Source organism: Ktedonosporobacter rubrisoli, assembly GCF_004208415.1.
Lineage (GTDB): Bacteria > Chloroflexota > Ktedonobacteria > Ktedonobacterales > Ktedonobacteraceae > Ktedonosporobacter > Ktedonosporobacter rubrisoli.
Genome location: NZ_CP035758.1, coordinates 10,656,003 through 10,670,248 on the forward strand (window position 1 = coordinate 10,656,003; position 14,246 = coordinate 10,670,248).

16 protein-coding genes and 2 pseudogenes are annotated in these 14,246 nt (G+C 46.8%); 13 read left to right on the plus strand and 5 right to left on the minus strand.

Annotated features, from left to right (window positions below; translation table 11 throughout):
- Positions 1-2 precede the first annotated feature (2 nt).
- The 4 genes from EPA93_RS45490 to EPA93_RS45505 all read left to right on the plus strand — a co-directional run bounded on the left by EPA93_RS45490 (position 3) and on the right by EPA93_RS45505 (position 3,504).
- Positions 3-1,283, plus strand: coding sequence for a zinc metalloprotease (locus EPA93_RS45490; RefSeq protein ID WP_129893904.1), 1,281 nt, complete (start codon positions 3-5; stop codon positions 1,281-1,283).
- A 184-nt stretch (positions 1,284-1,467) separates the two neighbouring features.
- The gene (locus tag EPA93_RS45495) at positions 1,468-2,400 is read left to right on the plus strand and encodes an ABC transporter ATP-binding protein (RefSeq protein WP_129893905.1); all 933 of its coding nucleotides are present in this window, start codon (positions 1,468-1,470) and stop codon (positions 2,398-2,400) included.
- On the plus strand, positions 2,397-3,131 hold the full coding sequence (locus EPA93_RS45500; RefSeq protein WP_129893906.1) for an ABC transporter permease: 735 nt from the start codon (positions 2,397-2,399) through the stop codon (positions 3,129-3,131). Before EPA93_RS45495 ends, EPA93_RS45500 begins: the two co-directional genes overlap by 4 nt.
- The gene (locus tag EPA93_RS45505; RefSeq protein ID WP_129893907.1) at positions 3,109-3,504 is read left to right on the plus strand and encodes an asparagine synthase-related protein; all 396 of its coding nucleotides are present in this window, start codon (positions 3,109-3,111) and stop codon (positions 3,502-3,504) included. Before EPA93_RS45500 ends, EPA93_RS45505 begins: the two co-directional genes overlap by 23 nt.
- 159 nt (positions 3,505-3,663) lie before the next feature.
- Here EPA93_RS45505 and EPA93_RS45510 read toward each other — a convergent pair whose 3' ends face one another.
- Complete coding sequence (locus tag EPA93_RS45510) at positions 3,664-4,155, minus strand: MarR family winged helix-turn-helix transcriptional regulator (RefSeq protein ID WP_129893908.1); 492 nt, start codon at positions 4,153-4,155, stop codon at positions 3,664-3,666.
- Between the two features lie 133 nt (positions 4,156-4,288).
- On the opposite strand from EPA93_RS45510, the gene EPA93_RS45515 reads away from it, so the two are divergent.
- The 4 genes and pseudogenes from EPA93_RS45515 to EPA93_RS45525 all read left to right on the plus strand — a co-directional run bounded on the left by EPA93_RS45515 (position 4,289) and on the right by EPA93_RS45525 (position 6,663).
- Positions 4,289-4,678, plus strand: coding sequence for an ester cyclase (locus EPA93_RS45515; RefSeq protein ID WP_165423826.1), 390 nt, complete (start codon positions 4,289-4,291; stop codon positions 4,676-4,678).
- A gap of 16 nt (positions 4,679-4,694) precedes the next feature.
- Complete coding sequence (locus EPA93_RS45520) at positions 4,695-5,276, plus strand: DUF2269 family protein (RefSeq protein ID WP_129893910.1); 582 nt, start codon at positions 4,695-4,697, stop codon at positions 5,274-5,276.
- Between the two features lie 184 nt (positions 5,277-5,460).
- Positions 5,461-5,541, plus strand: a pseudogene (locus EPA93_RS51260) (zinc ribbon domain-containing protein); the annotation flags it as partial.
- A 174-nt stretch (positions 5,542-5,715) separates the two neighbouring features.
- Positions 5,716-6,663 (plus strand): hypothetical protein, encoded by a 948-nt coding sequence (locus EPA93_RS45525; RefSeq protein WP_242527272.1) that lies wholly within the window; start codon positions 5,716-5,718, stop codon positions 6,661-6,663.
- Positions 6,664-6,938: 275 nt separating this feature from the next.
- On the opposite strand, the pseudogene EPA93_RS48875 reads toward EPA93_RS45525, so the two are convergent.
- A pseudogene (locus EPA93_RS48875) lies at positions 6,939-7,331 on the minus strand (ImmA/IrrE family metallo-endopeptidase); the annotation flags it as partial.
- A gap of 182 nt (positions 7,332-7,513) precedes the next feature.
- Here EPA93_RS48875 and EPA93_RS51265 point away from each other — a divergent pair.
- The 4 genes from EPA93_RS51265 (at position 7,514) to EPA93_RS45550 (ending at position 9,699) form a co-directional block, all read left to right on the plus strand.
- Positions 7,514-7,627, plus strand: a complete 114-nt coding sequence (locus EPA93_RS51265) for a DUF3322 domain-containing protein (RefSeq protein ID WP_479723993.1) — start codon at positions 7,514-7,516, stop codon at positions 7,625-7,627.
- Positions 7,628-7,660: 33 nt separating this feature from the next.
- On the plus strand, positions 7,661-8,236 hold the full coding sequence (locus EPA93_RS45540) for a DUF2220 domain-containing protein (protein ID WP_165423827.1): 576 nt from the start codon (positions 7,661-7,663) through the stop codon (positions 8,234-8,236).
- Positions 8,237-8,320: 84 nt separating this feature from the next.
- Positions 8,321-8,587 (plus strand): IS3 family transposase, encoded by a 267-nt coding sequence (locus tag EPA93_RS51270; RefSeq protein ID WP_129893914.1) that lies wholly within the window; start codon positions 8,321-8,323, stop codon positions 8,585-8,587.
- A 308-nt stretch (positions 8,588-8,895) separates the two neighbouring features.
- Positions 8,896-9,699, plus strand: coding sequence for a hypothetical protein (locus EPA93_RS45550; RefSeq protein ID WP_129893915.1), 804 nt, complete (start codon positions 8,896-8,898; stop codon positions 9,697-9,699).
- 991 nt (positions 9,700-10,690) lie between these two features.
- On the opposite strand, the gene EPA93_RS45555 is transcribed toward EPA93_RS45550, so the two are convergent.
- Positions 10,691-11,401 (minus strand): 3'-5' exonuclease, encoded by a 711-nt coding sequence (locus EPA93_RS45555; protein ID WP_129893916.1) that lies wholly within the window; start codon positions 11,399-11,401, stop codon positions 10,691-10,693.
- Between the two features lie 493 nt (positions 11,402-11,894).
- On the opposite strand from EPA93_RS45555, the gene EPA93_RS45560 reads away from it, so the two are divergent.
- A complete protein-coding gene (locus EPA93_RS45560) occupies positions 11,895-12,137 on the plus strand; it encodes a hypothetical protein (protein WP_129893917.1) in 243 nt (80 codons plus the stop codon).
- Positions 12,138-12,221: 84 nt separating this feature from the next.
- On the opposite strand, the gene EPA93_RS45565 is transcribed toward EPA93_RS45560, so the two are convergent.
- Together EPA93_RS45565 and EPA93_RS45570 are read right to left on the minus strand one after the other, a co-directional pair.
- Entirely contained in the window at positions 12,222-13,121 is a 900-nt protein-coding gene (locus tag EPA93_RS45565) for a carbohydrate ABC transporter permease (RefSeq protein WP_165423828.1), read from the minus strand.
- Positions 13,122-13,283: 162 nt separating this feature from the next.
- Positions 13,284-14,234, minus strand: a complete 951-nt coding sequence (locus EPA93_RS45570) for a carbohydrate ABC transporter permease (RefSeq protein ID WP_129893919.1) — start codon at positions 14,232-14,234, stop codon at positions 13,284-13,286.
- Positions 14,235-14,246: the final 12 nt, after the last annotated feature.

The following is a 14,246-nucleotide window of genomic DNA, read 5'->3' on the forward strand; positions in this document are numbered from 1 at the left end:
CGATGGAACAATATGCATCCCTCGATACATTTCGACCACGACTGCGTTCAGATATTATATTGGGTCCGCCCTGGCTGAACAAAGAAAAAATTGTTCACTATCTCAAAGATACAGCCACGGAGAGATATTATCGCATTGGCGAAAAAGAAGATTTCCTGCTGCGGAAAATGGATGGATCGAGGACGCTTCAAGAGATTGGAAATGAATATGAAGAAATCTATAGACATCATTTGAGTTCTCATTCCTGGAAACAGATCATGGCACATCTGAGTGAACGTCATCTCCTTACTGAGACGAGTAATTCCATTCCAGTAGCCACTTTGAGACCAGGCGTACCAGGACAAAAATATATCATTGATCAGGGCAAGCATCAACAACGCTTCGTTCTCTTTTCTCCAGACAGCTTTCTTACAAAGCTGATGCCCTGGGCAAATTTCGCGTTTCATCCAATCTTCATAACAATAGCATTGCTCATCATTGTTATGCTTGAGATATTTGTATTGCGTCATAGCGCTCAACTTATAACAGAGATTGCAGGGGATCTTAGCAGCTATTTCCAGTTTCCATTTGGCCTCATCTTCATCGTAGAAATATGGCTTTTCTTCCTGGCTCACGAGTTTGCGCATGGATTGACCTGTAAATACTTCGGAGGAGCTGTGAAGGAAATCGGCATAATGCGCCAGCTCTATTATTTTTTTCCATACTGCAAAATAGATGATGTTTTATTATTTTATAATCGATGGCACCGCGTCTATACAGCTGCCGCTGGAATCTTTATAAATCTCCTAATGCTTCTCCCTTTTACTGTGCTATGGTGGCTCACCTCTGAACAGGGATTTTTTGAGCATACTCCGTTGCGAGTAGTAAGCGCATTTACCCTTATAATTATCAATGGCATTACGCTCATCAATATTTTTCCTTTCTTTGGATCAGATGGATATCTTATGCTTTGCTATACATTAAACATACTTGATATATCTCAGGTAGAGAGTGATATTTTTAGAGAAAAACTTAAGCAAGCTGACAATGATAAAATACTGATAAATAGATTTATTACTCTATCGTATAGAGTGATAAATAACATCCATAGGATTGCATACAGCATAGGTTCGGTTTTGCTGGGGTTTATGCTTATTCTAATATTGTTTAAACGAGAGGGAGTAGCGTTCCTGTTGCCTTTTGCTTCTATAGTAATTTCTTATTATATATTTCCATTTGTTCTGTTTTCATTGGCTATGATCGCTCATCATAGAGGAAACATTCTAAACAAGCGCATCCACTAATATGAGAATTCTGCTTGAATAATGACAAATCCACTCTTGGGATGCACAAAAGACCATACCAGGACGTAGAGAAAGGAGATGGAGCCGGGCGTCCGGTCAGAGCTAGTTCGAGATCCCCCTCCTGCAAGAGGGAAAGACAATTCCTAATGCAACAAAAGGGAATAATAAAGGAGATAAAAGCATCATGACGAATAACTCTACACTCTTACATCCTCCTACTGGGAGCAATGAGGGTCTTTCTGGGTCTGTTCTCGTTGCTTCGTTACAGGATGTCTATAAACGCCTGGGGAAAGTCGAAGCCCTTAATGGGTTAAGCCTGAATCTATTTGCAGGTGAATTATTGGCCCTTTTAGGTCCGAACGGCTCAGGGAAGACGACAACACTGAGTCTTCTTCTGGGACGGAGAAAACCCGATAAAGGTACTGTAAGACTCTATGGCCTTAACCCTTGCCTCCCTCTAGCACGACAGCAGATCGGTTCTACTCCACAGGACTCTTTATTCCCTGACACTTTAAAAGTGACTGAGGTAGTGAATCTTGTGCGCGCACATTTTCCTTCTCCTCTCCCTACAGAAGAGATTTTACAACGCTTTGGACTGACCAGCCTTGAGAACCGCCAGACAGGTGGGTTAAGCGGAGGGCAGAGACGCAAGCTTTCGCTGGCTCTCGCTTTCGCTGGCAATCCACGAGTGGTATTCCTTGATGAGCCAACAGCTGGCCTGGATGTAGAGGCTCGTCACGAACTCTGGGGAGTCATACGCACTTACATTACGAGCGGTGGTACTGTCCTGCTCACTACCCATTATTTGGAAGAAGTTGAGGCATTAGCTTCACGTATAGCGATTATTCATCGAGGACGGATCATCAATGAGGGAAGTGTTGAGGCAATCAAGGCACACGTTGGGCTGAAGTGTCTACGGCTGACTACAGAGAGACAGCCAGAACTTCCTGGTGTAGTACGCAGTGAGCTAAAACAGGGTATATATCATCTCTATACCAGAGATGCGGATGCGTCTGTACGTAGCCTGATTCAACAAAATATCGATTTTTCAGGGCTAGAGGTGCTTCCTACTAGTCTCGAAGAAGCCTTTTTACATATGACAGGAGCCGTAGAATGAAACTTGCGCTTGCCTACTTTCAAGCAGAAACGCTGCAATTGTTACGTATACCATTTGTCTTCGTCGCTTCGCTGCTCTTTCCTGCTCTTTTCTTTCTCATCCTGGGTTTGCCAAATGCGCATGACTCTATTACTGCTACTGCTATAACATTATCATTTACCGTTTATGCAGTGATTGGCATTGCATTTTTTCAATTTGGCGTAGGTATTGCGGCTGATCGCTTCTCGCTCTGGGAACAATTTCTGCGTACGCTTCCCGTTGTCCCTCTCACACGTTTTACAGGACGTATCCTCACTGCAATGTTCTTCGCGTTTGTTGCGGGTGGCCTGGTGATTATGCTGGGGCTTCTCGTCTCTCCTGCCAGGATCACCAGCAGCCAATGTATCCCTCTTGGTATAGCACTCCTGGCGGGTTGTATCCCTTTTTCCCTCTTGGGTCTGGCTATTGGTTATTGGCTAACCCCACAAGCAGCTTTACCGGTTGCCAACATACTCTACTTTGTGTTTGGCTACTGTGGCGGACTTTGGATACCACCACAATACCTTCCCTCCTTTATTGCTGCCATTTCTCCCTATCTTCCAACACGGCAGTATGGAGAATTGGTCTGGAGTGTAGTATTAAATCGGCCCTGGCCTGCGTCTCCCTGGTTCGGTCTACTTCTCTATAGTTTATTTTTTGGGGCTATGGCGCTTTGGGGATACAAACGAGATGAGGGGAAAAAATATAGTTAATGAGGAGGACAGCCCAGCGCCGCCTCTACGATTGGGAACATGTTCTGACGAGGATGGTGTCTCTGAAGGGAACGTCAAAGGGACATCCCAGCAGAGCGTTCCCTGTTCTCTGGAGATGCGAGCTCATGATCTTCCCTCTGCAGGTCAGGTCGAGACCTCCTACCTGCTGTGTAAAGCCATGAAAGAAGATGCAACTGTAGCTATCTCAGGGGAAGCGGCAGACGAGATATTTGGCGGCTACCCCTGGTTATATAGCGAGGAAGCGATGAACACACCGATCTTTCCCTGGTTTGCCGTGATGAGAGAGCAGGCCGGAGGAATATCACGTCAGCATCATCTAACGCTTTACAGGCTCATTGATAGTTGTTGTTAGATGAACACTGACAGTAGCTAGTTTGCCATACAGTTGATCGATCTCTTTCTTTCATGCATTTCTCTTACTGCATTTTGCTTCTCATACAAGGCTTGGCTAGATTGGCAAACGGTGTTAGAGACGATGATAGATTTTTATACGCATTCTGGACCTGTCTCATCATGTCTTCCTCAAGCGGCTCCATTCCGCCACGCTCTCGTTGTACTGTTCTCCCAGCAAGGAGACCAGTTCGGAGAGTAGTGACATCAGATGCTTCATACGCTCCTCACCTAACAACTGGGTCCATTCCTGTTGAATCTCCCAGACCAACTGAGCTGACACTTGATTGACCTCCCAGCCACGTGGAGTACGACGCACCAACTGTGCCCGGCCGTCAGTGGGATCTGGGATACGTTCCACATAGCCATGCTTTTCCAGATAGTCAATCAAATAGCCCATTGACTGTTTTGCTATTCCCGCCTGCTCAGCAAGGTCCGTTACCCGACTTCCCTGTGGGGCAAGCAGTTGGAACACAGGAGTATGCGCAGGCCGGAGTTCGTGAAAGCCTGCTGCGATCAAACCCTCCTGTACTCGCCGCATAAGAATCGCTGTAGGAATATTCACTAGCGCTCCAATAAGAAATCCCGAATGTTCTCTCTCGCTCTCCTGCATCGCTCTTCCCTCTTGACAAATTAGACAGAGTATCTTACTATATAGAGGCGAATAGACAGATTGTCTGTCTATCAGTATAGCATATACGCTCTGCATATTCATGAAAGCAGAGCGTACCAGGAAAGAAGATAGTATGCAAGACGATGCCAGAAAAGCTCTTGCCTGCCTCGCGTCAGAGGCCATCAATACGAAGGATCTTACCTTGTTGGATGCGCATCCTGGTTTCTGGGAAACCAGACAGGTCTTTCCTTATCTTTTCATTGGCTTTCCAGATATCCAGGATACGGTTGAACAGCAAACGTGTGATGGAGAATGGGTGACAACACGTACAACCATGCGCGGGACACACACCGGCCCCTTCATGGGTTTGGCTGCGTCAGGTAAAGCGGTCACCATGATGACCATTTCACTTGATCAGATCATTGATGGCAAGGTCGTTGAGCACTTCGGCATGGCAGACTGGGCCAGTGCATTGAGTATGATAGGGCTCATCCCGCCTGCTCCCAGCGATCCAAAGAAGTAAGAAAGGAAGCCATGTGATGATTCTGTATCCTTTGCTGCTCTTTCTCCATATTGCCGCAGCCGTTGGTCTCTTTATGGGCCTGGGGATTGAACTGGTTAGTGTGATGCGTGTGCGACGGGCGCGTCGGAGCGAACAGATCCGTGAAATTCTGGATCTAGCAGCCTCAACACGCGCCCTGGCACCTCTGAGTGCTCTCCTGGTGTTAGCCGCAGGCTTTTCTCTTTGTTTGCTTTGGTGGAGTTTCAGCCTCCCATGGATTGATGTGTCTCTAGGAGTCTTCCTTCTCACAGCTTTCACAGGTGTGACTATTACAGGCCGTCGTCTTGCATGTATGCATCGCTGGGTCCAAGGGCATCCTGACGGACCGCTTTCCCCTTCGTCCACCCGACACATTGACGATCCTGTCCTTGTCACAACCCTCTGCACGACCATGGCGCTCTTGCTCAGTGTTCTCTTCATTATGACGACGAAACCTCTTCTCCCTGGATCACTGGCAAGTGTATTCATCGGCATGCTTGTTGGAGCAGGAGTGTCTGTGCTTCTTTCCTGTTATCCGGGAGATACCTCTATTTCTTTACAGGAGAATGAAGAGGCTTAAATAATAAAAGGGGTAATCATAGAGTTTATATGACACTACCTTATGTAAGATAATTACTTAATCAGACCCTCCTGATTGACTTGATGATAGAAGGAAGAAGATAGGGCATTTGCCCTATCACACGTATCATTGTTCACTACTATACTTCATGGTAGCAATATTGTTGGTTGAATAAGGAGGAGATATGTCACAAGGACCTGGAAACTACTGCCCACATTGCAAGGCTAATCTTGCACCAGACCAACGGTTTTGCCCACATTGTGGAACTGTTATAGACGCCGGTGCCTATCAACGAACTGTGCGCTCGTCAGCAGATTTCGTGACAGACTACTTTGGTACAACGATGCCTGCTATACCGCCGCCACCACCAGCCTCGTTGGTGCAGCAGTCTCCTTGCTTTGGAACTCCAAAGGATTCTATAAAAAGTGTACGGAGACAGATGAATTGCGGCTTGCTATCGGTAATCCTCCTTGTTGTTGTCCTGGCCGGGGTCGGAAGCTACTTTGGCTATAACAGGCTTAAAGGATCGGGCACCGCTAGCAGGGGAGGGACACGTACAGGTGGCAATATTGTAACTGATGCCACTTCATCCTCTCTCAAAACGACCTCCCTGATCGGCGCTCAACCATTGTCGGTCATCTATGCTGATGTAAAGATTACCTTGATTGATGTAAAACAGGCACATAGTTTTCCTGATGATTCTAATACTTATCAAACAGATATCATGAGAATAGATTTTAAAGAAGAGCAAAATACTAAGAAAGCACCAAATTATATCTATACAGATATAATGCGTTTGATTTTCTCTAATGGGACAGTTGTTTCTCCGATTACTGCCAAAAATAGCGGATCTCCTGATATATCGACGACACGCCAGAATTGGATTGATTTTCCTGCGTCTACAAATCTTACCACCTCTAATATGGTATTACGCATTGGAGCAGATACTGAACAGCAGATGCAGATTCCTTTGAAGCCGAATGCTGATGTGAGCAAGTATCAACCGAAAACTACCACTGTGAATAAGCAGACGCAATATAGCGGAGTGGACTGGACTCTAACCAATGCTGTTGCGAGTTGGAGTGCTGATGGTAACCAGGCAGAAAAAGGGATGATATATGTAGAGATCTCTTTAAAGATGGATAACCCATCTTCTAGCGATTTTAATGCAGATCCAGGCGATTACCTCCGTTTGAAGGCGGGAGCTGTTACCGCTGCACCAGCTAGTACAACTATACCTCTATCGATTGCGCAAGGGCAAACAGGATTGACAAGAAATGCAACCTTCCAGGTGCCGCAAGGAAGCACAGATTTTGCTCTGATCTTTCTGCCTGCTCCCTCGGTTTCTGGTTCACAGCAGGTGGCTATACCCTTTCAGATCCCATAAATAATGAGGGAGAGGCATGGTTTGGAGCGAACCTTAAGAGAAGTGCGCATCTGGCGCACTTTTGATGATCAGGGGCCATGAAGAACTTTCAGACGAAGGAGATCAAATTGGCCCGGCCATACATCAGCCTTTTTAGATACATTAAGCGGTGGACATGCCCTCGACAACCCCATTACTGGAAGCCACGCACCGGGAACCTTCTGGTACTACAATAACTGGGACTTTCAAGCGTTGTGTACCATTTTTGAAGAACATATGAATATAGTAATTTTTTGTTATCGGGCGGGAAGAGGGCCAAGTCCAAGCTGTTGTTGCGCTTCTCTCACCCTAAAGCCTCCAGCTTTGAGTTTACCCCAGTTACCATTCGGAAGTAAATTTAAGTCTTCGAGACGTAACGCCATAACTTCTACAGACACTCCATAGAAATGTGCCAGTAAGCACAAATCACCAGGCGTCATTTTCTCCTTTGTACGACGAGTATCATTAAAACGTCTGATGACACCATGTGTTGGCATCAGAAAACTACTTGCAAACGCATCAGCAAGTCGCTCGCTCTCTGGTTTGCGTTGATAACCATGCTCGATGAATGCTGTCGGCTTCTGTCTGTATGTCAGAAAATGCCCATAGTCATGTGCTAAAGACCAGCGCCGCCGCTCTTCTGGGTGATTACTATTGACGGCAGTGCATCCCCCACTTGATCATCATAAAGATAGATAGCAGAAAACTTTGCAGGCAACGGATAATAAAAAACTCGTAGACCAACATCTTGTTCAAGAATATCACGAAGGAGAGGTAATTTCCATTACCAAGTCCTAGACGCATTGACTATCATGGAGATTGGTCAGATCTTATCGCTGTTTGCGACTACTTTCTTGAGCATCCACGTCCTGCTTGCTATATTCGAGAAATTCCTGTTGCGGTGCATACAAAATTTATCGAGCAGCACAGCGGCATATTACGTTAATTGCTCGATATTCTGCTCCTCACAGAGGCGATTGTGCCAGAGGCAAAAACATTTACCCAGCGATATGGATTGCGCGATGATGAGCTCCTGGTCCGTACGCGCTTTCTCGACGATCAACTGGGTAAGCAATATGGATTGCCGCTGACTGACCTTTGTATCCCACACTCGCAATGTGTACAACTGCCCTTACAAGAGGAACGCTGTATTATTACCGAAAATAAAATGAACTTTTTGACGCTTCCCGCTTTCGCTCATACCTTTGCCCTCTTCGGTGAAGGCTCTACTGTTAGTTCACTTGGTGCTATTCCCTGGCTTGCTACTTGCCCCATCTTCTATTGGGGAGACTTGGATGCACACGGTTTTCAAATTCTTTCGCGGCTACGCGAAACCTTCCCGCATGTGATTTCGCTAATGATGGATGCGAACACACTTCACACGTTTGCAGAATTTTGTGTTGCAGGTGTCCCATATGCTCTACATCACCTGCCCCATCTCACGCCAGAGGAACAGACTCTCTTCCAGCATCTTGCCAGGAAAAACATACGTTTAGAGCAGGGGCGTATTGAGCACCGCTACGCTCTTCAATGTTTACGAAGTCATTTGCAATAATCTGGAATATTGTTATCGGCGATCTTGAGCTGGCATCCAATTCAGAATCCAGGTATCGAAGGCAAGCTAACCACAGTATATAGAATGAAAACCCGCTCAATCTGCTTGAAGCTGAGAGAGAGGAGATCGAGAAGCGAGCAGCAGAATTGGCAAAACGAGCAGCTGAACTCTGGGTTATGTCGCAGCTCTCAATTGCATCGGGAAGGGCGAGCGGTAAACAGAAAAACGGTGGCAAGGTATATGCAAGAGATGGGGCTGATGGCGATTTTTCCTGGACCCAATCTCTCAAAACGAGCCCAGCAGGCATTTTCCCCTATTATTGAGAAATCTCAAAAATGCAGAATGCTCTGAAACAAGCCAGCCCCCAGATTTGTAACAGCTGTATCAGGATTCTTAAAATGGTTATTTATACTGATATTTTTACTATACACACGAGAAAGAAAAATTTATCCAGCTTCGCGCGTATAGATTTTACCAGTCCAAAATGTCTATAATAAAACTTTTGTTCAATATTGACATAAAACGCAAAATATTTATACTGTTATATGTAGCTCTTAATACGCTCTGTATTGCTTCCTCTTTTTATATCAACTCATGCGTCTGTAGGATTATGCTAATAGTGCATTTCTCTATTCCTTCTTTCGCCGTGATGAACTATTATGGATCACCGATATGGACGACACGGGCCACATGCCTGGAAGCGTTGGCGAGAACATCGCTTTGCTCGTCGTTCCATACTTCCAGCGTCTGTAGCACAAGTTATGGTTATACATGTACACATGCCCATCGAAGCGGAAAGGATTATTATCATTATGGCTATGCCAGAAGATTTTGACGAAGAATTTGATCAGGAAAATACGAACAGAGAATTGCAATCCCAGCCCAATTTTGGAGAAATCAGTCAACGAGATATTATGCCAGCGCAACAATATCCCTTTCCTGAAGAGTTACGCGCACAAGCGAGTATGGATGCAATGCGTCGGGTACATCAAGATGTGCAGAATGACCCTGAGCAGCTTCCCTCCGAAGGCGCGCTAAGACAAGTTGCGAGATTATCGGCCATAGAACATATCAAAGCGTATATTACGACCCATAGCCAGGCAGCAAGATACTATGATCGCTTCATTCCTATTTTTATGAAGATTTATCTTGAGGCCTACAACCATGAGGTCGAAGATCTGCAACTTGCTGGCGTCGTTCTCGATGAGCGTACCTTACGCATCCGCCAGGTAGTACGGACGGATAAAGATGATCATCTTGCACGCAATAAGCATCTCTCGCCTGAATATCTGCGCTACCTGGCTGCCGCCCGTGCTATGAGAGATGAAGGACTTGATACAGCACTTAGTCTTGAAGATTTAGATACAATCCACTCCTATGTCGAAGTCTACTGCCCTTACTATTGGCAGTACATACCCAACCCAAAGGAGGGGGGCCAATTTCGTGGGCCCGAACCCTTTTAACGTAACAAAGAAAAATCCCAATGTAGTGGTTATCGAAGCGAGCAACTCGCAGCCTCAACCGCAGAAACGACAGAGGAGCGGCTCTATTATTGTCGCGGGAATTCTTCTAGGCGCTATCCTTCTTTGGCTTGCTGCCTTGACCGTAGTTTTGCTCTTAAAATAAAGCGGGGAGATATTCATCTCCCCAAGGAGCCCGTATGTCTGATATTCCCTTTTCCAATAAATATCTGCACGATCTCAAAGTTCTTTATAAGAACACCAGAGACAACGTATCACGGGCGAGGAGCTAAGCCAGCGAATCGATGAACTGAATGTAGGAGAAGCCGCATTGCGCGAATCTTTTGGACATCTTCTTCTTATGCAGAAAGTGAAAGAGAAGGGATATATTATTAAGATAATGCCTAGGCCCCGCTTTCGACCACATAGAGCTCTACGTGTGAGTACCTGCTTCAACGGTGTGCTGGTGCTTTGTGGTACAAATTTGTGGGCTTCCTCTAGTACTATTTGTACACGGTTGCCTGGTAACGGAAATTGTGGCCCATAAGCTTTTGAAATATTCCAGCAAGAACTTATATGACTCTTCTTGCGTGAAATCGCTTAAGTCAAGGATGACAGAGATCGCACGCTTGATAGAAATCTCAGCAAGTTTACCTGCATTATAAGTCTCCGCGTGGCTTTGAGGCCAACACACAAGTCGAGATCCTGCTCGAAGCGGTACAACAGGCAGAGTTGCAGGAAAAGTTCTCAAGCACTGTCTCCAGGTGCGCCGAGCAGGAGAATGTCTATGCTAACTGCGCAATTCGCACAAGAAGTCTATTTCTCCAGTAGGTGTAGACAGCACAGCGAGCAGTTCATGCACCATATGCAAATGCCGAATGATCGTGATAACTCCTGATAATACTGAGAGTGCGGAGAAGCAGAGCATGATTTAGTTTCAAGCTCCAACTATACCGCTTATCCTCATTACCGAGCTCGAAGAGAGTTTATTTTATTACCTCTCCTCTCCGGCTGTGACAGCCTCTTCCTCTTCTGCCGCAGCAAGGCAAAGCAAGACGTGTCGTGTTGCCTGAGCGTCGGCGAGCGCGCGATGCGTAGACTTCTCGATGCCAAAGTCCCGACAAGCAACCTCTAATCGTTGATAGGAGCCCTCTGAGCCAACACGATATTCTGTATATTGGCACATTAAGCAATGGGCATCGGGACGCGACATACGTAATCTGTAGCGGAGCGCTCCATAGGCCAGCATCGGAATATCATAGGCAGCATTGTAGATGACCAGGGGACGCGAGAAATAAGGCTGCAGTTGCTGCCATACTTCAGGGAAGCCAGGTTGACCACGGAGCATCTCGTGAGTGATGCCATGTACGGCAGTTGCATCCTCAGGAATAACACCCTGACACTGGATGAGCGTATTGAGGACAACGCTTCCGTCAAGTTCGACTAGTGCCAACTCAATAATTTCATCTCTTGCTGGGTCCAACCCCGTTGTTTCGCTATCAAGAATCAGCGGGCGACGCCTTATAATGTCTCGCGCCCATTGTGCTGGAGATGGATGTGCAGCTCGTTGTAGGATTGCCTGCTCAGCTTCCTGCTCGGTTGCTCGCCAGCCATCGGGACCAAGGAGAATCCATGCACCTTTGATCTGTTGCCATCGATAATGGTGTTGGCGCAACCATCTATTACGCTCGCCGCGCGTCATCATAGGCGCTATTTCTTTCCTCCATCTCTCTAGATCTCCCAGACTTCCTTCATGAAGTGTCCCTTTTATTCTAGAGAAGAGCCTCGATTACCCATTGATAGGGACCAGGGAACCCTCATATCAAGAGTGCAGGAGAGGCAGCTCCGGGCTGTTTTTCTTTCCGTTCCATTTATTCTGCTATTATAGCATATCACGGTTCCTCTTAATAAGACTGCTAGTACCTGCATCCCAGTAGCAACAATAGGATCACTGTTTCTATTAAGGTGGTATGGGCGGATATGCGGCCTCTAAGCTTACGAGAACATCTAGTAGCCCAGGGAGATAAGTAACTGGTAAATGACAGCATTGCTGTAATGCCAGAGTTAGGCTTGATTCCTTACAAGAAGGGGCTGCAGCTTTGCAGGTTCGCAAATCGGATGCAGGAGCCATCCAGAAGGTGAAATGCGGCAGACGCTTTGCCCGTAACAACCAATGAGCACGAAGAATCGGCTCAAACGTGCCGCAAATCTTCCCTGATTTTGGACAAAAAGAGATTTGTGAAAAGGTGCATCATTGCGTATATTTTTCAGGAGCAATGGTTGAAACACACCACATTGAGAGGCTCAAGAAAAGGCCTATCCCAAAGAAAATGGGAGAAAAGCTGCCTTTTCTCGCAGCAGCCACGGCGCCTGGAGAGGTCGAAGCCCGCAAGAGGGTACTGCAAGATTTGATGCTGGATATTGGAGAGAATTTCCTATAGCCATTGTTTGCGCGCGAATCTCTCTACCTCTGCAACATCTTCATGGGGGCTTTCTGCACTGATGCAGCCTTGGGCTATGTAGACTTATTCTTTTGTTGCACCCAGGGTAACTCCCGTGATAAAACGATCCTGGAAGAAAAGGAAGATAAGCACAATAGGGAGGGTAGCCAGGACGCATCCCGCCATGATAACCCCATAGGTAGGCACGTAGCCGAGAATAGGATCACGCAGACTGGGCAGTGTGACCATAAGTGGCGCGACCTGAGGATCATTGGCCATGACCTGTGGCCAGAGATAACTATTCCAGGTGCCTAAAAATTGAAGAATGGCAAAAGCCGAGAGAATTGGCGAGGCGACGGGTACAATGATGCGCCAGAAGATTTGCCAGTGATTGGCTCCATCGATGCGGGCCGCTTCAATTAAGGAGTCTGGGATTGTCAGCATGTATTGGCGAATCATAAAGAGTCCGAAGATTGAGGCCAGGAAGGGTACTATCTGTACCTGGTATGTGTTAATCCAATCAATCTGTGAGAACATGAGAAAGAGGGAGGGAAGTCTCAACTCACCAGGTACCATAATCGTTGCTAGCAGCCCGAAAAAGATCAGCCCACTACCGGGAAAGCGCATCTTGGCAAAGGCGTAAGCTGCTAGAGCGGCCACAAAAACGCTGATTCCCGTAGTGGCAACTGAAACTAAAACCGAATTGAAGAAGTTATGTAGCTGATTCCCTTGTGTGGTAGTAAGCTGGACATAATCTTGCCATGTCCAATGAGCCGGTAAGCCACCTGGATTAAGGATGATTTCTATATCACCCTTAAAGGAATTGATGATCATCATAACAAGAGGGTAGAACGATGTGAGCGCAATCAAGCCAAGAACGCCATATGCCAGAATAAGAAGGACGATGCGCCTGGCTCGATTGTGCTGAGCGGTTCGCGTATCCGTTGCAGATGGATTTTGCGTAGCTGTTGACCGTATTGCCATTTTACTCACCTTTCCCTTGTACAGTATCATCTTTTGCAGTTTTCACTAGCGCCTGCGGCCATGTGTATGCATATTTTCCCAGGATATGAGCTTCCTGAGTTCTGCCGCCAGGTTCAGGAGAACCCATGTGCTCCGCCTGGAAGCGTTTGTAGCGAGGTGTCTCTATTTGTTCCTACTAGCCCGGAATGAGCTGAATTGAAGGGCAGCCACAAGGATGGTCAAGACGAATAAGATCCAGCCAATAGCTGCACTCTGCCCAAATTCGCCATTTTGTAGATTGCCAACCAGCAGATTAAGCATGGGGGCCACACTGGGATCTGCTTGCCCGGCTCCGCTGACCAGGACGTTAGCTTCAGCAAAGAGGCGCAGCGAGCCAATGGCGTCGATGACAAAGGCGAAGAGAAAGACATTGCTCATTAGCGGCACGATGACATAGCGAATACGTTGCCATAGCGTTGCACCGTCAACAATCGCCGCCTCTTCAAGCGAAGGATCAATCGAGGAGAGGCCAGCCAGGAAGACGACGAACCAGAATCCCAATCCGCGCCAGATCAGTAAGAAGATAATTGCCCAGCGAGCCAGCGCATAATCCTGCAACCAGTGAATTTTTGTATGCAGGAGCTGGTTGACGATGCCATATTCAGTGCTGAAAAGCGCCTGAAAGACGAGAGCTGAGGCGACAGTTGCGATAACCTGAGGCAGAAAAATAACCGGCTTCCAGAAACTCTGGCCCTTGATGAATTTAGAGCGTACGAGCATTGCTAGCAAGAAAGAGAGGGGGATCAAAGGAAGCGCATGGGCCAGCCAGTAAAAGATTGTGTTGCCTAATTCTTGCCAGAATACATGATATTGTAGCACTGCCAGATAGTTAGAGAAGCCGACAGGAGTAGCTGTTCCGTAGCCTTTGTAATGATAGAAACTCAGGACAAATGAATAAATATCAGGTCCAAGTTGAAAGAGCAGAAAGGCCAGGATAAAGGGCGAGACGAAGAGATAGGCAAGGATGGCCTCGCGTTGACGGAAACGGGGAACGCGTCTTTTTGTGCCTGATGATGGATGGAGCGTCTCCTTGTGAAGCTCTGCAGGTCTGGTAATAACTTTTCCTTGTTGCATCTGCTATATATC

Bases quoted from the DNA above. Each gene is read 5' to 3' on its own strand.
- EPA93_RS45495 (WP_129893905.1), top strand. From the start codon at position 1,468: ATGACGAATAACTCTACACTCTTACATCCTCCTACTGGGAGCAATGAG.
- EPA93_RS45500 (WP_129893906.1), top strand. From the start codon at position 2,397: ATGAAACTTGCGCTTGCCTACTTTCAAGCAGAAACGCTGCAATTGTTA.
- EPA93_RS45525 (WP_242527272.1), top strand. From the start codon at position 5,716: ATGAATTGCGGCTTGCTATCGGTAATCCTCCTTGTTGTTGTCCTGGCC.
- EPA93_RS51270 (WP_129893914.1), top strand. From the start codon at position 8,321: ATGAAAACCCGCTCAATCTGCTTGAAGCTGAGAGAGAGGAGATCGAGA.
- EPA93_RS45520 (WP_129893910.1), top strand. From the start codon at position 4,695: ATGATTCTGTATCCTTTGCTGCTCTTTCTCCATATTGCCGCAGCCGTT.
- EPA93_RS45570 (WP_129893919.1), bottom strand. From the start codon at position 14,234: ATGCAACAAGGAAAAGTTATTACCAGACCTGCAGAGCTTCACAAGGAG.
- EPA93_RS45515 (WP_165423826.1), top strand. From the start codon at position 4,289: ATGCAAGACGATGCCAGAAAAGCTCTTGCCTGCCTCGCGTCAGAGGCC.
- EPA93_RS45510 (WP_129893908.1), bottom strand. From the start codon at position 4,155: ATGCAGGAGAGCGAGAGAGAACATTCGGGATTTCTTATTGGAGCGCTA.
- EPA93_RS45490 (WP_129893904.1), top strand. From the start codon at position 3: ATGGAACAATATGCATCCCTCGATACATTTCGACCACGACTGCGTTCA.
- EPA93_RS45565 (WP_165423828.1), bottom strand. From the start codon at position 13,121: ATGGCAATACGGTCAACAGCTACGCAAAATCCATCTGCAACGGATACG.
- EPA93_RS45505 (WP_129893907.1), top strand. From the start codon at position 3,109: ATGAGGGGAAAAAATATAGTTAATGAGGAGGACAGCCCAGCGCCGCCT.
- EPA93_RS45555 (WP_129893916.1), bottom strand. From the start codon at position 11,401: ATGATGACGCGCGGCGAGCGTAATAGATGGTTGCGCCAACACCATTAT.
- EPA93_RS45550 (WP_129893915.1), top strand. From the start codon at position 8,896: ATGGATCACCGATATGGACGACACGGGCCACATGCCTGGAAGCGTTGG.